The organism is Paenibacillus sediminis (assembly GCF_017873765.1).
Taxonomy (GTDB): Bacteria; Bacillota; Bacilli; order Paenibacillales; family Paenibacillaceae; genus Paenibacillus_AG; species Paenibacillus_AG sediminis.
In genome coordinates this window covers 116041-134438 of the sequence record NZ_JAGGKP010000006.1, presented here as the reverse complement: position 1 = coordinate 134438, position 18398 = coordinate 116041, and the positions used below count along the sequence as shown (strand labels likewise).

The 18398-nt window shown below is 38.6% G+C and carries 20 protein-coding genes and 2 pseudogenes; 16 read left to right on the top strand and 6 right to left on the bottom strand.

Translation table 11 applies throughout. The annotated features are described in order from the left end of the window. Window positions 1-65: 65 nt before the first annotated feature. Entirely contained in the window at window positions 66-665 is a 600-nt protein-coding gene (locus J2Z20_RS12700) for a tyrosine protein kinase (protein WP_245252316.1), read from the bottom strand. Between the two features lie 263 nt (window positions 666-928). Here J2Z20_RS12700 and J2Z20_RS12695 point away from each other — a divergent pair, with 263 nt between their 5' ends. The 4 genes from J2Z20_RS12695 (at window position 929) to rlmD (ending at window position 4438) form a co-directional block, all read left to right on the top strand. Then, window positions 929-1219 carry a YerC/YecD family TrpR-related protein gene (locus tag J2Z20_RS12695; RefSeq protein ID WP_209850693.1) on the top strand — a complete coding sequence of 97 codons (291 nt, stop codon included), beginning with the start codon at window positions 929-931 and terminating at the stop codon, window positions 1217-1219. Window positions 1220-1222: 3 nt separating this feature from the next. Next, on the top strand, window positions 1223-2014 hold the full coding sequence (locus tag J2Z20_RS12690) for a sirohydrochlorin chelatase (RefSeq protein WP_209850690.1): 792 nt from the start codon (window positions 1223-1225) through the stop codon (window positions 2012-2014). 18 nt (window positions 2015-2032) lie between these two features. Beyond that, complete coding sequence (locus tag J2Z20_RS12685; RefSeq protein ID WP_209850687.1) at window positions 2033-2917, top strand: diacylglycerol kinase; 885 nt, start codon at window positions 2033-2035, stop codon at window positions 2915-2917. A 75-nt stretch (window positions 2918-2992) separates the two neighbouring features. Then, on the top strand, window positions 2993-4438 hold the full coding sequence (gene rlmD / locus J2Z20_RS12680; RefSeq protein ID WP_209850684.1) for a 23S rRNA (uracil(1939)-C(5))-methyltransferase RlmD: 1446 nt from the start codon (window positions 2993-2995) through the stop codon (window positions 4436-4438). Window positions 4439-4832: 394 nt separating this feature from the next. Here rlmD and J2Z20_RS12675 read toward each other — a convergent pair whose 3' ends face one another. Then, window positions 4833-5387, bottom strand: coding sequence for a helix-turn-helix domain-containing protein (locus J2Z20_RS12675; protein WP_209850680.1), 555 nt, complete (start codon window positions 5385-5387; stop codon window positions 4833-4835). A gap of 114 nt (window positions 5388-5501) precedes the next feature. Between J2Z20_RS12675 and J2Z20_RS12670 the strand changes: the two genes are divergently transcribed. Next, complete coding sequence (locus tag J2Z20_RS12670; RefSeq protein ID WP_209850678.1) at window positions 5502-6089, top strand: LysE family transporter; 588 nt, start codon at window positions 5502-5504, stop codon at window positions 6087-6089. Between the two features lie 39 nt (window positions 6090-6128). Continuing rightward, a complete protein-coding gene (locus J2Z20_RS12665; protein ID WP_245252314.1) occupies window positions 6129-7409 on the top strand; it encodes an MFS transporter in 1281 nt (426 codons plus the stop codon). 228 nt (window positions 7410-7637) lie between these two features. On the opposite strand, the gene J2Z20_RS12660 is transcribed toward J2Z20_RS12665, so the two are convergent. After that, on the bottom strand, window positions 7638-8804 hold the full coding sequence (locus J2Z20_RS12660) for an IS256 family transposase (protein WP_209850675.1): 1167 nt from the start codon (window positions 8802-8804) through the stop codon (window positions 7638-7640). Window positions 8805-9179: 375 nt separating this feature from the next. On the opposite strand from J2Z20_RS12660, the gene J2Z20_RS12655 reads away from it, so the two are divergent. From J2Z20_RS12655 to J2Z20_RS12610, 10 genes and pseudogenes are all read left to right on the top strand, one after another. Further along, a complete protein-coding gene (locus J2Z20_RS12655; protein ID WP_209850672.1) occupies window positions 9180-10640 on the top strand; it encodes a hypothetical protein in 1461 nt (486 codons plus the stop codon). A gap of 404 nt (window positions 10641-11044) precedes the next feature. Continuing rightward, entirely contained in the window at window positions 11045-11539 is a 495-nt protein-coding gene (locus J2Z20_RS12650; protein ID WP_245252312.1) for a barstar family protein, read from the top strand. Window positions 11540-11569: 30 nt separating this feature from the next. Further along, window positions 11570-11944 carry a hypothetical protein gene (locus J2Z20_RS12645; RefSeq protein WP_209850669.1) on the top strand — a complete coding sequence of 125 codons (375 nt, stop codon included), beginning with the start codon at window positions 11570-11572 and terminating at the stop codon, window positions 11942-11944. Then, window positions 11931-12461 (top strand): annotated as a pseudogene (locus J2Z20_RS12640) (DUF2199 domain-containing protein). The gene J2Z20_RS12645 and the pseudogene J2Z20_RS12640 overlap by 14 nt, the downstream one beginning before the upstream one ends. An 80-nt stretch (window positions 12462-12541) precedes the next feature. Beyond that, window positions 12542-13164, top strand: a pseudogene (locus J2Z20_RS18375) (type I restriction endonuclease subunit R, EcoR124 family). A 74-nt stretch (window positions 13165-13238) separates the two neighbouring features. After that, a complete protein-coding gene (locus J2Z20_RS12630; protein ID WP_245252306.1) occupies window positions 13239-13418 on the top strand; it encodes a YdbC family protein in 180 nt (59 codons plus the stop codon). Between the two features lie 3 nt (window positions 13419-13421). After that, window positions 13422-13799, top strand: coding sequence for a hypothetical protein (locus J2Z20_RS12625; RefSeq protein WP_209850666.1), 378 nt, complete (start codon window positions 13422-13424; stop codon window positions 13797-13799). Between the two features lie 345 nt (window positions 13800-14144). Continuing rightward, window positions 14145-14843 carry a DNA-methyltransferase gene (locus J2Z20_RS12620; RefSeq protein ID WP_415640022.1) on the top strand — a complete coding sequence of 233 codons (699 nt, stop codon included), beginning with the start codon at window positions 14145-14147 and terminating at the stop codon, window positions 14841-14843. 180 nt (window positions 14844-15023) lie between these two features. Continuing rightward, a complete protein-coding gene (locus J2Z20_RS12615; protein ID WP_209850663.1) occupies window positions 15024-15590 on the top strand; it encodes a DUF1643 domain-containing protein in 567 nt (188 codons plus the stop codon). A 94-nt stretch (window positions 15591-15684) separates the two neighbouring features. Continuing rightward, complete coding sequence (locus J2Z20_RS12610; protein WP_209850660.1) at window positions 15685-15867, top strand: hypothetical protein; 183 nt, start codon at window positions 15685-15687, stop codon at window positions 15865-15867. 146 nt (window positions 15868-16013) lie between these two features. On the opposite strand, the gene J2Z20_RS12605 is transcribed toward J2Z20_RS12610, so the two are convergent. The 3 genes from J2Z20_RS12605 to J2Z20_RS12600 all read right to left on the bottom strand — a co-directional run bounded on the left by J2Z20_RS12605 (window position 16014) and on the right by J2Z20_RS12600 (window position 18388). Continuing rightward, window positions 16014-17714, bottom strand: a complete 1701-nt coding sequence (locus tag J2Z20_RS12605) for a DUF262 domain-containing protein (RefSeq protein ID WP_209850658.1) — start codon at window positions 17712-17714, stop codon at window positions 16014-16016. A gap of 42 nt (window positions 17715-17756) precedes the next feature. After that, window positions 17757-18005, bottom strand: a complete 249-nt coding sequence (locus tag J2Z20_RS18370) for a hypothetical protein (protein ID WP_415640023.1) — start codon at window positions 18003-18005, stop codon at window positions 17757-17759. Between the two features lie 98 nt (window positions 18006-18103). Further along, window positions 18104-18388 (bottom strand): hypothetical protein, encoded by a 285-nt coding sequence (locus J2Z20_RS12600; RefSeq protein ID WP_209850655.1) that lies wholly within the window; start codon window positions 18386-18388, stop codon window positions 18104-18106. Between the last annotated feature and the right edge of the window lie 10 nt (window positions 18389-18398).

The window sequence follows — 18398 nt, the reverse complement described above, 5'->3', positions numbered from 1 at the left end:
GGAATCCCGAAAAGGTGGGTTCGCAATACGGCAAGAGGAGTATGCCTTCCAAAATGTTCAAGTATTTAGCGTTTTTTAGTTGAGGATTGGGATGAAGGCGGTCGGAATGGTATTGATGATTTCGGGCGGCGCGATGTTGAACTGCCGGATGATTGTCGTGTCCTAGATGAAGAGGATTTTCTTGGACTTGAATATGTCTTTCTACGGCGTTTGCGACGAGGTCTATATTCATATACAACTTGCCTTCTTGGTTTGGTTGTAGCATTTTTTTTACTTTTGCCTTTACCGAACGATCCCATGAGCAGTTTAATCATAGGAGCGACTTGCTGAACGCCGTTCATAACTTGCTGCACTTTGCCCATTGTAGCGACGATTCCGTCAATTCCGCCTAAGCGGTCAATCATCCCCTTTAACTGTCCTAGATTTGCCAGAGACAATCCTCCAGATGCTGCACTGCCTGCGGCACTGGCGGCGCCCGCAGCACCCGCGGCTCCCTGGGTAACCGTGGTTACAGGCTGTGCAGAAGAAGCAAAGGGAACGAGCGAGGATGACTGTGCCATATTCGGCACTTCCATATATGGGTTGATGCCTGGGTAGGGGGAAGGATTGAACGGACCGCCCAGTGAACGTTGGTTATGACGCGGGTGAACATATTGCTCAGGCATGAATGATCACATTCCTTCATGGATGATTTATACTATACTGTATGTAGTAGGCAAATTACATGTATAGACGAATGTCCTGAAATAGGCGGATTTGGGCTGAAATAGAAGTCATCATCCATTTCATGATTCTATTCTGTAATGCGTGAAATCGGTAATGCTTGAAAAAGTAAGGCTCGCTCAGTTACAATGAGGATGGATCACAATGAGAATAAGTAAGTGAAGTGATAATAGAAGGTTACAGTAATCGTAGGGGATGATAATTCGTGCAGCTCAAGAAATTGAATGATAAAACGATAGATCAATTATTTGAAGCTATTTTAACGCTTAAAGACATCGAAGAATGCTATATATTTTTTGAAGATTTATGTACAGTAAATGAAATTCAGTCTTTATCTCAGCGCCTCGAAGTTGCCCGCATGCTTGGTAAAGGCAGCACATATAATCAGATTGAGGCTGAGACAGGTGCAAGCACTGCAACGATTTCCCGTGTGAAACGGTGCCTAAATTACGGAACAGACGGTTACAAGATGGCACTCGATCGTCTGGGACGTTAAACCATGAACAAACCTGGCGTACTTATTATTAGCCATGGTTCGCGTGAATCGTCTTGGGTTACTTTGGTGGATGAAGCCGTAACTCAGTTAGAAGAACAAATCAAACAGCAACAGCTAAAGAATTTACAAGTAGAAGCCTCCTTTCTTGAACTCGTGGAAGGTAGGCTTATTCAGGATGGAATTCGCCGGTTAGAGGAGCAAGGAGTAACCGATATTTTTGTTATTCCGCTGTTCGTCTCATCGGGCAGTACCCATGTGGATGAAATTGCTTACGCCCTTGGTGTGAAGGAGCAGCCTGAACTGGAGACTGATTTGGAACGTTTTGATTTCCGTGCTCATATCCATTATGGAAAGCCTGTCGATGATGATGCTGAAGTCGCACAAATGATTTGGGATAAAGTGAAGCATTTGTCTGCTAGGCCTGATCGAGAGGTTATTGTTATTGTAGGGCATGGGAGTAGATATGATTGGTTTCGCCAGCGTTGGGTGCATGGAATTTCATCACTGGCCGAGCGAGTCCAGCACATAAGCGGAGTTGCTTATGCTGATTATGGTCTGCTTAACCCAGAGAGTGTTCGGGAACGAGTGGAATACTGGAGTCAGGAGCGGGGTTATACGGTTATCGTTGCACCTCTGTTCTTAAGCGAAGGGTATTTCTTAAATACCGCGATTCCAGACCGTCTGAGAGGGCTATCCTATCAATATGCAGGTAAGGCGCTGTTACCGCACCCTTTTCTGCCTAAGTGGACCTTGAAGCAAATTCGTTCTTTCCTAAATGAAAGACAATATGATTAATAGGTGGCGTATCATACAATGAAGAGAGCTAGGTTGATCTATAATCCGACCTCAGGACGCGAGGAGATGCGGAGGAGGCTGCCGGATATTCTGCAGCGACTCGACGAAGCGGGAATAGAAGCGACCTGTCATGCAACAACGGGTGAAGGTGATGCGACTCGTGCAGCGGCAGATGCCGTCGAGCGAGGAGGATATGATCTCATTATCGCTGCTGGCGGTGACGGTACGCTGAACGAAGTCATTAACGGGATGGCAGAGAAGGAGAACTTGCCTCCGCTTGGCTACTTCCCGGTTGGAACGACGAATGACTTTGCACGTGCGATGGGAATCCCTAGAAATTGGGAAGATTGCTGCAATCTCATTATTCGCGGGGAGCTTAGGCCGATCGATGTGGGCAAAGCCAATGATCGGTATTTTGTAAATATTGCAGGCGGCGGCAAGCTGACTGAGCTTACGTACGAGGTTCCGAGCAAGCTGAAGACGATGATTGGACAGCTCGCTTATTATTTAAAAGGGATTGAGAAGATGACGAACCTATCTCCGACAGAGTTAATTATACAAGCCGAAGGACAGGAAATGCTGCATGATGAATTCATGATGTTCCTTATCGCGAATACGAACTCTGTAGGCGGTTTTGAGAAGCTCGCTCCCGGCGCTCGCATCGATGACGGATTATTCGATGTGATTGCGCTAAAGAAATGCAACTTGCCAGAGTTTGTACGGCTTGTAACATTAGCGCTCCGCGGTGAGCATTTGAACGATCCGCACGTCGTCTATTTTCGGACAGATTATATGGAAGTCACTTCCCCAGCCCATGTGCAGCTTAACCTAGATGGTGAGCTTGGCGGCGTTCTTCCTGCTACATTTCAAATGCTGCCTCAGCATTTGCGAATTTTTGCATAATCCATTCCATATCAGATGAACATTTAAATATAACGGATTTATAAAGAAGATGATGAAAGAAGTGAAGAAGACAACATGAAGAAACACCGCAGCGGCCCTGGGATCGGCCGCCGGACTGGCACTGCCCAAATTGAAGGGCTGCCAGTATCTAAGAACGATGAGGTCGTAGTCGACATCATCGGCATGAGCCATGAAGGAGAAGGGGTAGGCCGTGCAGACGGCTATACCCTTTTTGTACAAGGAGCACTTCCCGGCGAGAAGGTTCGCGTTAAAGTGCTGAAGACGAAGAAGCAATACGGGTATGCGAAGCTGCTTGAACTCGTAGAGAGCAGCCCGTATCGCGTAGCGCCGCCTTGCCCGATTTACGATAAATGCGGAGGTTGTCAGCTCCAGCATATGGACTACACGGCTCAGCTTCAGTGGAAGCGTCAGCTCGTCGTGGATAACTTGGAGCGGATCGGCAAGCTGCAGGTTGAAGACGGTGCCGAGGGTATTGTTGTCCACCCGACAATTGGAATGGACGAACCTTGGAGATACCGTAACAAGGCACAGGTGCCTATGGGTATCGTGGACGGCGGTCTTGTCGGCGGCTTCTACGCACGCGGCAGCCACCGAATTGTCGATATGGAGAGCTGTCTCATTCAGCATGAGCATAACGACGACGTCGTGCGCCGCGTGAAAGACATCGGCCGCAGACTCGGCATTACCGCTTATGATGAAGAGAGCGGACAAGGTCTCTTGCGCCACGTTGTCGTGAAGGTCGGCTTCCGCACAGGCGAGATGATGATCGTCCTCGTGACGAACGGCGAACGTATCCCGCAAGTGGATGCTTGGATCTCCGCAATTCGTGAAGAAATGCCTAAAGTGGTGAGCATTTGCCAGAATATTAATACGAAACAAACAAACGTAATCTTCGGGGATACGACTAAAGTACTCTGGGGACGTGAAGTCATCTATGACTACATCGGAGACGTTAAATTTGCTATCTCAGCGCGTTCATTCTATCAGGTGAACCCGGTACAGACCGAACTGTTGTACAGCAAGACAGTAGAGTACGCTGCTCTAACGGGGAAAGAGACTGTCATCGACGCTTATTGCGGCATCGGTACGATCTCACTCTTCCTCGCCCAGCACGCGAAGCAAGTATACGGCGTCGAAATCGTCCCCGAGGCGATCGAAGACGCTAAGGCGAATGCCGAGCTGAACGGCATGAGCAACGTCCACTTCGAGACAGGCGCATCCGAAGACGTCATCCCTCGCTGGCGCGAGGAGGGCATCGTCCCAGGTGTCATCGTCGTCGACCCGCCGCGCAAAGGCTGCGATCCGAAGCTGCTGGATACGATTCTGGCGATGCAGCCAGAGCGTGTCGTGTACGTGTCGTGCAATCCGGCCACACTAGCGCGCGATCTGCGCGTGCTGGAGGATGGCGGCTACCGCACGGTGGAAGTGCAGCCGGTGGATATGTTTCCGCATACGGTACACGTTGAGTGCGTAGTATTGATGTCAAGGATAGAGAAATAAGAGTATTCAAAACACTGATAAATAAAGGGTTTCCAGACATTTGGCTTTCCTCACGGTTACTTTGCCGGAGGAGATAATGTAAGGAAACCCTAATTTTTATTGTTTGTGGAAACAAATCAACTACCAAAAAAGGAATAGGGTTGAGTTGACAGATTGGATAGTGTTTGTTTTTGCACAGGTTGAGGAGACAGGATAGATGTAGAATTTAATCTTCTCGTACAGCATCTGCATCGAAGATTCTATCAAGTTCCTCATTTGATGTAATACCACGAACTTTATTCCTGATAGTGCCTTTTCCCATATCTAATCGATAGAAATGTTCGCGGCAGTTTAGTTGAACATAGTCCAAGATAAAGAATTAAAAGGAAAACCCCCTATTTAATTAAACTGGGGGTTAAATTGGATAGTATATAACCATACTTAATCGGGTTAATGTTACCCCTGAGTTATGATAGGTATGAGGTCTATCAGCCATAAACCTGATAGAATCGCCATTTTTTACTGTATATTCATTGTTATTTACCCGTACAGTTAATTCACCTTCAAAAACAGTTAAGAACTCCTCAGTTCCTTCACCGTGCGACTCCGAACTAAGATACCCACCTTTTTCTATTTCAACAGAATAGACTTCAAAACGTCTATCATCTTGGAAGGGGAAGAAAGGATAAAGTCTATATTTTCCATTATCCTCAAAAAGTGTTTGAATATCATTTTTTAAGATAACTTTAGCATCTGGTTGTGGATTATTTATTAAAGAAGTAAAAGAAATCTTTAATCCATTTGCAATTTTCCATATTGTTGTAATTGTAGGACTTGATTCACCTCTTTCAATTTGACTAATCATGGTTTTACTTACCCCAGTAATTTCTGCGACTTTTTCTAGGCTTAATTTTTTACTTTCCCTATAAGCTTTTAAATTTTTTGCAATGATTAAATTTATTTCTTCCATAAAAACACTCCTAAATTTTTTATTTACAATATAACGTCCGTAATTTACAATAAAACGTAAATCGTTATATTGTCTATTTTAGACATTATAACACACAATAAGGGAGGTTATATTTTGACTTTATTATCTTTTTTGTTATATGTTTTTGTGACTGCTTTTACTCCTGGTCCCAATAACATTATGGTGATGTTGTCTGCTAATAAGTATGGCTTTAAAAGGACTATTAAGTTTTGTTTAGGAGTTGGTACAGGTTTTTTAGTAATCATGATATTGTGTAGTTATTTGAATGTTTTGTTAAAAAACACCATTCCAAAAATAGAATTTAGTATGAATATCTTTGGCTCAATCTATATGTTGTATTTAGCTTTAAAAATTATTTTTAGTAAAGAAAAAAATAATGAAAGAGACGACAAAAAGAATTATGGATTTTTTTTAGGGATGCTTTTACAATTCATAAATCCCAAAGTTGTTTTATATGGGATAACTGCTACATCAACCTTTATCATACCCTTTAACAATTCTAATTTTAGTTTAATTTTATATTCGCTATTTCTTGCTTTTGTCGGTTTTGCTGGTACTGTTTGTTGGAGCGTGTTTGGCTCCTTGTTTCAAATATTCTTAACAAGATATAGAAATCAGTTTAATATGGTAATGGCTTTGTTACTTTTATACAGTGCCGTATCCATATTATTAGAAAGTTAGGGATAGGATACCTCATTAACCAGGATTGTAGGTGAGATTTTGATTCGAAATCGTATTCATTATAGTTGGATTATTTTAATTATTACTTTTTTCTCAATTATTGTGGCTGGAATTGTAAGGTCATCTTCAGGGGTCTTCATAGAACCTTTCGAGAATGAATTTGGCTGGGACCGTTCAATTATTTCACTAGCTTTTGCTGTTGGTTTATTTTTATATGGTATATCAGGTCCTTTTATGGCTGCACTAATTGAAGTGCTTAGTTTAAAAAAAATAATGATTGTATCTATGTCAACACTATTAATAGGGGTTTTGCTTACCCTAATTATGCAACAGTCGTGGCAACTCATTATCATCTGGGGCATTATTATAGGATTGGGTTCAGGGTTATTTTTAACCGTACTAAGTCCTTATGTTGCAAATCATTGGTTTGAAAAAAGAAGGGGTCTTGCGTTAGGAATATTAACAGCAAGTACAGCAACTGGTCAATTAATACTTCTTCCAATCTTAGCGGATATTATAGAAAAATATTCGTGGCGTTGGGCGATTGCCTTAATTATGGTACTTAGTGTAATCATCCTAGTAATCATTTTACTTTTTATAAAAAATTCTCCAAGAGATATTGGTATTCTTCCCTTTGGTCTTGAAAAGGAATCAGAAGATTATATAGAAGAACAGAAGAAAAATCCGATTATTATTGCTTTCAACGGTTTATATGAAGCAATAAAAGTGAAAGAATTTTGGTTGTTAGCGGGTAGTTTCTTTATCTGTGGACTTTCAACAAGTGGATTAATCGGTACTCACTTTGTTTCTTATTGTATCAGTTACGGCATACCTTTGGTTACAGCCGTATCGCTATTATCATTTATGGGAGTTTTTGATTTGGTAGGAACAACTCTTTCAGGTTGGTTATCAGACCGTTTTGATAATAGATGGTTATTATTTTGGTACTACTGCTTAAGAGGCGTATCACTTGTTTTTCTTCCAATTGCGTTATCTGAGAGCTCCTTCACTTTACTCATTATTTTTTCTGTATTTTACGGATTAGATTGGATTGCAACCGTACCACCAACTATTGGCATATCAAGGACAGTCTTTGGAATTGAAAAGAGTGGAATAGTGTATGGCTGGATTTTTGCTTCACATCAGGCTGGTGCAGCAGTCGCAGCCTATGGTGGTGGACTAATTTATAAAATATTCGATTCATACTCTTGGGCATTTTTCTTGGCAGGAATATTCTGCTTAGTAGCAAGCCTATTTGTAATTATTATTAAAAAACAAACCTCTCTGACAAACATTAAAGATGATTCATTAACTATATAACATTAATAATGCGATAATGTCTTGTTCAACTTAAGGATGCTTTAACACAATGAGGAATAAAATAAAGAGGTACCGTCAAGAATTTTGTGTTATGTAAGATAGATAGGATATCTCTGAAATGGATTTGGAATGGATAGGGGTTCGATTTCCTCTACACAGGAGACTGAATATTCAGTCTCTACTGTGGAAAGGGAGAATCCCTTTATTTTGTTCATTTACAATATTTGGTTAGTTATAACGTTTTTCAAACATTTGTTGAAGGGCTTCATGTGCTTCGGCAAATCCTCGCAACTTTCGCCCTGCCCATTTCTCATTAAAATCTTGGATGGTCAAATACACGACTTTTTCAGCGGCTTCTAAACTACTCAAACTGTTCATCGGCTTTAGACGTTTCCGAATCTCTTTGATCGTTCGTTCAATGGCATTGGTCGTGTAAATCACACTTCGAATACTGCTTGGATAATCCATAAATGTAAGGAGGACATCCAACTCATTGGCCCAAGATTGAACTTCTCTCGGATACTTGTTCGACCATTTCGACTCAAACTGTTGAAACATCTGTAACGCAATCTCCTTATTCGGTGCGCGATAAATCAGTTTGAGATCCTCTGCCACTTCAAATTGATCTTTTTTCCGAACACGATTTAAGGTATTACGTACTTTGTGAACGACACAGCGCTGCACATCGGCTTTCGGATAAACAGCCTTAAAGGCTTCCTCTAGCCCCGGAAGGCCATCAAATACGCCCAGAAGCACTTCCTGTACGCCTCTTTTGTAGAGCTGTTGAAGAATCTCTTGCCATCCATAGGCACTCTCCTGTCCTCCTACGAAAAAATCAAGAATTTCGCGATATCCTTCTTCGTTGACCCCCAACACCACATAAATCACTTCTTTCTCCACGGTATCGCGACGAAGTTTTACATACAAGCCGTCTAAATATAAGACAGAATAACGTTTGTGCAGGGGACGTTTGTGCCATTTCTCAATGTCTTCTTTCACGATATCGGTCATACGACTGATCGTTGAAGGAGAATAGGCCTTGCCTAAAATTCGTTCAATAAACTTGCCAATTTCACGCGTACTCATACCACTTTGATACATCTTGATGATGGCTTCCTCGAGCCAGCCCGTATGGCGTTGGTAAGGGGCAAACAGCTGCGTTTGAAATTCCCCGTTTCGGTCTCTTGGAACAGAAAGGCCTTCGATACGACCATACTGCGTGTCTAGGTTTCGATGGTAATAGCCGTTTCTTCTATTCGACGTTCCCTCTTGTTCCATTTCGAGGAAAGTCTGGATTTCTTCCTTCATGATCAGCTCTAATTTTTCCTTTACAAACTCACGAATAACGTTTTCCAGTTGATTCATCCAATCTATATTCGATATACTTTTAGACATAGGTAGGGTACTCCTTTCTCTAAGATTTTTGCCAAATCAGAGAATACCCTACCTTTTTCTTTTGGTCTAACTAAATGCTTGACACAAAATTTTATACATCATCATTATGATTTTTTAGCTAGCAAAGAATCTGGTATTAGAGGCATAAGAAATATCATGACACATAGAAATGCATACCAATATTGTTTAGAAGGTACTGATGGTAAAGCTCTTCCCTTTGCAGAACCAGGAACTTGGACAATAGTATTTGAAAGCTACGCTCCTAGAATAATTCAAATCTTATATGAGATAATAAACAACTCTCATTGGAAAATTGAAGAGTGATTTATGTAGAAATGGAACTCATTATGAGTTGATAGGAGGCAATGAAAAGAAGTGGACGAAATTAATAAAAGGATAAAGGATTTTTTAGAAATATTTCCTAAGGTTGAGAAAGCCGTTCCTCTAACAAAAGAAGAACTATGTGAAAAATTATCTTTAATAATAACCCCTAGAATAGAAGAAATCGATCTTGATAAAGAGGTTTTTGTTTCTAATTATATTTATATATCCCAGAAGATAATAGCTGATCTATGTGAGATAAACGAGCGTTTACAATATCTGAAACAATTAGATGCTTCTATCCCAGCTGAGAAAGACTACGAACATAGGAAGTTAAGGTACTTTGCTAATTTAAATAAGCAAGCAAGAGATGAAATAATACAATTTCTCAGTACCGGATTACTGGATTATTTAATAGAACATAAGTCTGGAAATTATGTTACTCGGCAGGACGATAAATTACTTAATTTGATGCTACAAAGTTGCTATGAATACGGCTTTTTCAAAAAATACTACGATCCCAACTACGACTTTTCAACAGAAGCAAAAATTAGATTTATTCCTGGAGTAAAATTAGAGAATTTTATAGATGTAATAAATAGTTATATAAAACTAAAGAATGAAAACTTCAATGCATATCAGGTGGAAATAAGCAGAATTGTAGTTGAAAATAATGTATTGGACTACCTATGTGAAAGAATAGAAGTACATAATATAATGAAACGCCGGTTGGAAGTATTTAATACTTTGAAAATCTTATATGCGGAGAAAAAATGGCAATCTTTTATATCTCTTGCAATATTGCAGATTGAAGGGTTGTTTTATGACTGCTGTAATGTGTTGAAAAATAATGAACTGAGCGGTTCGGCAGGAACTTTGGTTGAGAAAGTAGATAAATCGTTCCGTGATAATCATATATTAATGTTATCCGTATATCCGTATTATATGTTTGAAATCCCAGAGATAAGAAATGAAATTGCACATACTGGATTAATAGAAACAGATAATTTGGAACACTTAGCCAATGAATTGATACTTGATTTGAATACTGTAATTTCATGGATTTATGAGATATCACACGAAAAGTATAAAATATTGATGATGATATCAGATGCACTTGATAATAAAAAAAGTGAAGATATAAACGTACTGGCATCAACACTAATCTATGAGATGGTTTCGTGTATGAGTATCGCAGATTTCAAATATTTAGATCTACTCAAAAAGCCGTCAGATTATTTAGATGAAATTGGATGTATGAAAACACCGATGGGATATTGGGATACTATCATCGATAAAATAATGAATATCATTAAAACGGAGACATTTTGGAACATAATTGATAGTCATATTAATGAAACAGATAGGTTCGAAACAAAAAAACCATTTAATTTGCTTGTTCTTGCTGAAAAGTTAAAGAATACGTTTATTCCTGTTTTATCCAAAGACTCGCCGGAAAAATTGGCTTGCCAACGTGTAGCCGCGAAGTTACAGAAATGTAAGAACAATAACTAAAAGTGTAGTCGACATGTTCCCGCCTACCGATAGTGCAAAAAGAGCCTTTGACTTGTTCCCGACTACCGACAATGTAAAAGACATCAATCCACCCCGCTCGTTGCATGTGGAGTGCTGCTCACTGTTGGTTTGGAACGGAAATAACGAATGAGAAGTTAATGTGGGATTGCCCTCTCTTAATTGAGAGGGTATTTTTTTGTCTTCACAAGGGAGCGGGAGTTTGTCATAGGACACTCGGGGGTGGTTTACAGCTAAATGAATGTCTCTGTTATCAATATCGGGCAGTACACATCTACTCAGCAACCAGACGTAAAAATATTAACGATACGAAAAGAAAAATACCAACATATGGTACAATGGGTTTAGGTCGTTGTTCTGATGAAAGTTGTTTGGGGGTTAGATAGATGGAACGAGAAGAAGCATTATGGAAATCGTTGATGATAAACGGTTCTATCGTTATGTTTTGGAGACAAAGCATACTAGAAATGTATGTTGAAAATATAAGAGAAGAAGGATTTGACGTATATCTCTTTGATTGTGAGTCATGGGATAAGAATGCTTGTCTTTTGGAATTAGGTAATACTCTTGAGTTCCCCGATTACTATGGTAAAAACCTAGATGCTTTTAATGATTGCCTTTCCGACATTGTCCCTAGCAATGAAGGATTCGTATTAGTCTTCAAGAACTTCGATAAATTCAATGAAAGAGATAAAGATACTGCGTATCATGTGCTAAATATTATCCAAAATAATTCTTGGAGATTACTTGTCGAAAATCAAAAGAAATTGATGGCTTTTTTGCATTCCAATGACCCTCGGTTACATATACAATCTGTGGGAGCATTGCCTGTACTTTGGAATAATGAAGAATGGCTTAATAAGTCCAGAGAATTGTATTGAAAGCACGATTTCGTTTAAGGCTGGTGAATAATGATAAGACAAAAATTCAAGGTGTGGGTTGAAGATAATATTGAATCATTAAAAAATGAAGGTATATCAACTGAATTTGTAATGGCAAATGTAGAAAATATTGAACTCTTAGCAAAGCCATTCATTAGAATAATTCAAGAGTCAGAACATTGCATGGGTCAAGTAATTGTATACAAGTCAAGAGAGATGGATTTTGAAGTAATACATAAAAATACAGAAGAATTGATGCTGTGGAAGTATTTTGAAAACATAGATGATGACATTGATTTTAATGCCGCATTAAACGATTACCTTAACACACTAAAAAAGGTATTAAATTTGAATAAAGGAGTAATTTTAGTGATGGGAGAAGAACTATTTGATGAACTTTTTTAAGAAGAAAAGCAATGGTTATATCTGTTCGTGTTGTGGCAAAAAGCATGATGAACTTCCAATGAGTTATGGTAGTAATGCTCCATATTATTGGTTTCAAACAAAACCAGAAGAAAGAGAAACAAGGTTTACTCTTGATTCTGAATTTTATGGATGACCAGCATTACTTCATCCGTGGTAACATTGAAATACCTGTAAAGGAAGATAAAAAGATTTTCGTTTTGGGATGTTTGGGTCTCTCTTAGTAAAGAAAATTTTGAAAAGGCAGTATCATGCTGGACTAAGAAGGGTAGAGAAAATGAGCTAGAACCAATGTTCGGTTGGTTATAGACTACTATTCCATGTTATTCAGAAGAGACATTGAATCTAAAAACAATGGTACATACTCACAAAGATAGGTATTAGACCATTAATAGAAGTAGAACCAACGGAACATCCTCTTGCAGTTGAACAAAGAGATGGGATTAGTATGAAAAGGAATCAAGAAATCGCCGAAAATATAATTCATATGAGTGTCTAGAAAATAGAAAGTATTAATTGCGGAAGGCTTTGGAAAATTTTAAGTCTACTCACTATGTAACGGATGAAGATATAGCTGTTATGCAAGAGATTCAAGTGTTAGAAGAAAGAGCTATTCAAGATTATCGTTCTTCATATAATGATATTCGTGATTGGCTTCGTCGTGAAAGAACTGGAAAAGAAAAAGATAATTCCTCTATTGATTGGGATGATGTTGTCTTTGAAGTAGATCTTTTAAAATCCCAAGAGATCAATTTAGATTACATTCTTGAACTTATTTTTGAGCATAACAAAAAAGTAAAAGATAAAGCATCCTTGGTTGAAGAAGTTCGTCGCTTAATTCGTTCTAGTGTGGGGAACCGTGCGAAAGAAAGTTTAGTAGTCGATTTTATCAATCAAACAGATTTAGACAATATTCAAGATAAAGCAAGTATTATTGATGCCTTCTTCTCATTTGCTCAAACTGAGCAAAAACGTGAGCAGAAGAATTGATTAATACTGAAAATCTTAATGAAGAGGCTGCAAAAAGATATATTTTAACTTCATTAAAAAGAGAATATGCCAGTGAAAATGGAACGGAGCTTAATGAAATTCTTCCTAAAATGAGTCCTCTTAATCCTCAGTATTTAACAAAAAAGCAGAGCGTTTTTCAGAAAATCTCTGCCTTTGTAGATAAGTTTAAGGGAGTAGGTGGAAAGATTTAATAAATTTAAAATAGATAGTACAATGTGGAGAAATGGCATAATTCAAATATAAAGTAACTCAAATACACGGCAGATTGTCGGAATCTTCAAAGGATTGGACAAAGGAACTGAGAAGTATAAGCTGGAACGATAAAGAAGCTAAGTATGATATTCGTGACTGGTCAGAAGATTATGAAAGGATGGGCAAAGGTATCACATTGTCCAAGGAAGAGATTGTTGCTTTGCGTGATTTTTTGAATGGATTGGAGTTGTAGCTATTGAATCAGGATTATAACAATATCAAAAAAATCGAAGCTTCTATAGGCGGATACTTTGGATCGAGTTACAAGTTTAAAGCTGACTTAGTGAATGGACACATTTCTTGGAGCACTGAAGGTGAGTATTTTGAACCTCCGATCATCTTGAATATGGATGCTGAAGGAATAACATTGGTTCGAAATGGGCTAAGGGAATGTAACATCTTGAGTTGGGATAAAGAATACATCGATCATCATATTCTTGATGGAACGCAGTGGAGCTTGGAGATTCAGTTGTCCGAAAAAAGTATTCACATAAATGGCAGCAATGCCTATCCGCCTGAGTGGAAGAAGTTTTGTGAAGTTGTTCGGAAATTGTCGGGGAAGCCATTTGACTAAGCCTTAATTTAAGAAAGGGCAGACCAACATGATTAGAAAAAAACCTATAAAAACAGATTCAGACTTTCAACGTTCTATAACATCAACGTAATGTTGAAGTTTGGATTGCTGAAAAATTAGATACTGTTGGGAAAGTGGAAAAGTTTAATAATGAATCTGTAAAAATTGATGGAAACTATTATCTGAGGTGTAATTGCACATTTTGGATCGTTTAATATGTAAAGGGAATTGTAGAATGCGCCGCGCGGCAGATACAATAAAATCAAAATGAAGCTGTTGTCTGTGATTGCAGATTATCGGCTTCTTTTCTTTTAAACAACAATCGCAAAAAATGACGCATCGTTGATGGATGGTGAGAAAGCCAAATTGATTGTGACTGATCCACCTTACAACGTGGATTATACCGGCAAAACGAAAGATGCGCTAAAAATTGAAAATGACAAGATGGACAATAACCAGTTTTATAATTTCCTATTGGCAGCTTATACAAGAATGTATGAAGCGGCTGATGACGGAGCGAGTATCTATGTGTTTCATGCGGATTCAGAAGGATTAAATTTTAGGAAGGCGTTTATCGAAGCTGGCTTCAAACTGGCACAGTGTTGTATTTGGACGAAGCAAACAATGGTGATGGGCAGACGGGACTATCATTGGCAGCATGAGCCTGTATTGTACGGTTGGAAACCGACTGCTGGACATTACTGGATCAGTGACAGAAAGCAAACAACCTTGTGGCAGTTTGATCGCCCATTTCGGAATGAATATCATCCAACAATGAAGCCTGTTCCGTTGATTACATATCCGATCAAAAATTCCAGTAAAATTGGCGATATTGTACTCGATCCATTTGGAGGTTCAGTTTCCACTTTGATTGCCTGTGAAGAAACTGATCGGATTTGCTATACGATTGAACTTGACCCAAAATATGCAGATGTAATTGTGAATCGATATATTGCCCATGTTCGCGGGGTTAGTAAAGTATATTTGGTTAGGGGTGGTGTGAAGATTGGTTATCAGGATGTTGTTGCAACAATGAAATACTAAGAATGAGTGAGATTGTTCTATAACCGTCATAGGAGATATTGGTCGTAATCTTGTGTAATTTCGTTACTTGCGATTCGAAGTATTCTTATTTCCGATGTATAATTATAGTATTAAATCCTTAGGGGAGGAATTATTCTGAAAAGGGAAGCTATTATCGACTCTACTGGAATCTATAGATACTTGTTACGGCGAGAATGGGATTTAACAAAGCCTAAAGCACTATGGATTATGCTTAATCCTAGCACGGCAGATCATGAAAAAGATGATCGTACTATTGAGGCTTGTATTAGATTCACGAAGAAATGGGAATATGGCTCATTTGAAGTCGTTAATCTTTTTGCATATAGGGCAACAGACCCTTCGGAATTGAATAAACTTGAAAAGGAAATTGCAATAGGCTCAGAAAATCTAACAAATATTCGTGAAGCGTTGGAACGAGCAGATCTAATTGTAGCTGCTTGGGGTTCTAATGGAAAAACTCATAAGAGGAATCAAGATGATGAGTTAATTTCATTATTTAAAAATTACCAGTTGAAGTGCTTAGATATTTTGACTGATGGCGATCCTCGTCATCCTTTATTTGTGAGTACAGGTAATCCTCTTAAAGATTTTAAACTAAGGAGGTTAATTAAAGTTAATCCAACAGTTGAGCGTAAGTTTACCAGCAGAGAAGGTATCCTTATCGATAAAGATGGGAAGGAAATCTACGATGACTCGTGGATGTTTAGTGAAAAAGATTTACTTTAAGCTCCCTTCAGATCAAGAGTTCGATAAATTTTTCATTTGCCTGTGCATTTCATTGCATGGGTTTTTTTGTGCCTGAAACGGAGGTGAGGTAATTATGGCTGAAAATAACCATAAACCCAAGAAAAACAAGCCAAAAATACTGACAAAATATGAATTGAATGTCGTTCCTAGATTCAAGGATATTGCGATTTGGGTGCGAGAAGGAGCTACGGATGAGGAGATCGCAAAACGGTTAGGAATCCATATATGGACACTTGGAGACTATAGACGGGACTGATGCATTTGCCTGTTCATCGAATCTCCGGCTTAGTGCTTCTCTAAACCATATTGGAAAATCTGTATATGTGACATAGTAAATTCCCTCCCGAGTTAAGTGTGTCGATGTTAACTCTCATGGGAGGGGTGGCAAGTTGCGTTTTTGGGTTACTGTACTTCAGAAAGTATTTTAATTAATTGGGATTGCCTATTAATTAAAACATTAGGTGTCCAAATTGAATTCTGCTCAATAAAGACTTTATTAGCATGGAAAGCATCGATCCGTTTAGTTAGATATGTCTTCTTTTTCATATCAAAGTCCTGATTACTTAATGCACTATTTTTCTTTTGACTTACCAGGACTAGATTTGCAATTTTATTAATCCAAGTATTTCTTTCTTCTTCGTTGAAATCTCGTTTCCACTGGCTATTATCTGGTGGATTTTGAGGCAAAACGTGCTCAACAGTGATGTACTGGTAGTTCGACAAATGGACAGTATTGTCTCCAGATAAATACTCTACTTTCAGAAGCAGATGTCGTGCATACTGTTTTTTGTAAATATTCCCTTGGATATTGCGTTTAAATTCTTCAACATCTATTTCAAATAATTGGTTATCTTTTAGTAAATTGTCTAGCTGGTTTTGCGAAGTCTGATCGATCATTTTTAGAATGCTATTCATCGCATCTAATCGAATTGTTGGAGTAATTCCACAGACCCAGTCCCCCGTAAATTTATACTCCAATTTTTTAAGGAATTCTTCCAAATGGTTCGTTCCATACTTAGCATAATAATGCATTAAAGGCGGAATCCAGTCCTCTGATCGTAAACCGATTTTCATGATGGTAAGTAGGTTTTTAAAGCTATTACTTAAAGTAATGTCTTGTAGTTCAATGATCTCCTCGTATATCTCATTGTATCGATTAATAAAGTCAATCGTGTCTTTACCTAATTGGAGTCGAGGTGGTTGCGAAGGCTTGGCACTATAGATCTTCTCATTGAACTCCTCCAGCAAATTTGCTCTGGCTTTTTCCTGTACTAAGATCGTTCTAATAAATTGCAAGAAACGATCGAAATCATTTCCATGTTTACCTTCGACTTCTTCCCATATCTTTGCGTACTTATTTTTTTCCTTTTCAGTGGGCAGCGCCCCAATATTTTGTGATTTCAATATGTCTGCATTTGTCAGTGGGATTCCCCGATTATTCAGAATCGTGAACAACCGGAATGCATCTTCGGTATTTTCTGTCGATACATAAATGAATAGTGCTTTGTTAAAGATGAATTTCACGAATTCTTCCAGACCATGCTCTTGTTTTATTTTTAGCATCTGTTCACGCAAAACGAGGATGGCGTTGGACATATTTGAGATGGATACGTTGTCGCTCTCTAAATAGGATTTCAGCGCATCTATATTGCTTGTTCCTTCTAATTTAATAACAAATTGATGGATGAAGTCTTCTACACTATCTCGAATTTTGTAAGTTAGCCTAGTTCTGGAGGGGATATTTTCAAGAGGACTCTCTTCTTGGAATATTTTTTTATGCAGTGTTTTCTTATATTGTGGGTTATCAATGGTATCTCTTAACACTGCCATCATGATAAAAAATGTTGTTAGTCGTTGTTGTCCATCCAATACTTCATATTCTGGAAATGTACTTTCCTTAAACTTCTTCAGAACTAATGATCCGAGGAAGTAATCATTTTCTGGCTTGTGTTCAAAAGCAAAATACAAGTCATCTACAAGCTCAGTAATATTATCAGTTTGCCATACATATGAGCGCTGATACTCGGGGATAAGAAACCAAAAATCTTCTGAAAATATTTTTTGGAGAATCTCTTTGTTTGCTTCAATTGTTCCTGCTGCCATTATAAATTCCCACTCCTATTCTATAATCGTGCAAAAACATTGCTATTGCCGCACTCGGAAATATGTATGTGATTTTGGTCGTAATTCGTTAATTGCACGAATACTATTTCTTGGATCAGGAAATGAACACTCAATAATATGGAAATGCCAAAAATTATAAGATTCGAATACTTTTAGATAGACGGGATTAATAGGTATTTCAGCAGAAACGCTCTCTGAAATCGCAAGAATCGGGTAAACGAGCTTGTGCTTTGCTAATGACCTATGAGTTGTATCGCTCTTAGCTTCCATTACGAATAGTGTCGGGTGATTATTTTCTCTGCAACAAACATAGCATCAAATCTCAACTTGTCCTCTGTTGTGCATGAAGGACGTGGTATCCTCAGAACTCAACTTAAGTGAAAAGGAGAATGCGGCCTGATAAGTTGCAGTTGTAATCGAAACAAAGCGAACTGAGTACCCGTTCCCGAATCTCCTAATCGAAACACCATTGTTTGTTCGAATCGTAATAGCGGATTTAACTTTTCTATTGAATCGACGGAGATGGATGCTGCGGTATTTGCGATTGGCAATTCGTTCTTTTTCAGGTAATCTTGAAAAGAGACTGGGGGAAAGAGGTTTGATTTATTTTCCTTCATCCATTCTACTGCTGGTTGGAAGACATTTGTTTTCATATTGAGATTC

What these genes read in the sequence shown, in the direction of transcription:
- J2Z20_RS12600 (WP_209850655.1), bottom strand. Translation starts at nt 18,388, where the DNA reads ATGAAAACAAATGTCTTCCAACCAGCAGTAGAATGGATGAAGGAAAAT.
- J2Z20_RS12685 (WP_209850687.1), top strand. Translation starts at nt 2,033, where the DNA reads ATGAAGAGAGCTAGGTTGATCTATAATCCGACCTCAGGACGCGAGGAG.
- J2Z20_RS12605 (WP_209850658.1), bottom strand. Translation starts at nt 17,714, where the DNA reads ATGGCAGCAGGAACAATTGAAGCAAACAAAGAGATTCTCCAAAAAATA.
- J2Z20_RS12675 (WP_209850680.1), bottom strand. Translation starts at nt 5,387, where the DNA reads ATGGAAGAAATAAATTTAATCATTGCAAAAAATTTAAAAGCTTATAGG.
- J2Z20_RS12620 (WP_415640022.1), top strand. Translation starts at nt 14,145, where the DNA reads ATGGATGGTGAGAAAGCCAAATTGATTGTGACTGATCCACCTTACAAC.
- J2Z20_RS12645 (WP_209850669.1), top strand. Translation starts at nt 11,570, where the DNA reads ATGATAAGACAAAAATTCAAGGTGTGGGTTGAAGATAATATTGAATCA.
- J2Z20_RS12610 (WP_209850660.1), top strand. Translation starts at nt 15,685, where the DNA reads ATGGCTGAAAATAACCATAAACCCAAGAAAAACAAGCCAAAAATACTG.
- J2Z20_RS18370 (WP_415640023.1), bottom strand. Translation starts at nt 18,005, where the DNA reads ATGGAAGCTAAGAGCGATACAACTCATAGGTCATTAGCAAAGCACAAG.
- J2Z20_RS12650 (WP_245252312.1), top strand. Translation starts at nt 11,045, where the DNA reads ATGGAACGAGAAGAAGCATTATGGAAATCGTTGATGATAAACGGTTCT.
- J2Z20_RS12690 (WP_209850690.1), top strand. Translation starts at nt 1,223, where the DNA reads ATGAACAAACCTGGCGTACTTATTATTAGCCATGGTTCGCGTGAATCG.
- J2Z20_RS12700 (WP_245252316.1), bottom strand. Translation starts at nt 665, where the DNA reads ATGCCTGAGCAATATGTTCACCCGCGTCATAACCAACGTTCACTGGGC.
- J2Z20_RS12660 (WP_209850675.1), bottom strand. Translation starts at nt 8,804, where the DNA reads ATGTCTAAAAGTATATCGAATATAGATTGGATGAATCAACTGGAAAAC.
- rlmD (WP_209850684.1), top strand. Translation starts at nt 2,993, where the DNA reads ATGAAGAAACACCGCAGCGGCCCTGGGATCGGCCGCCGGACTGGCACT.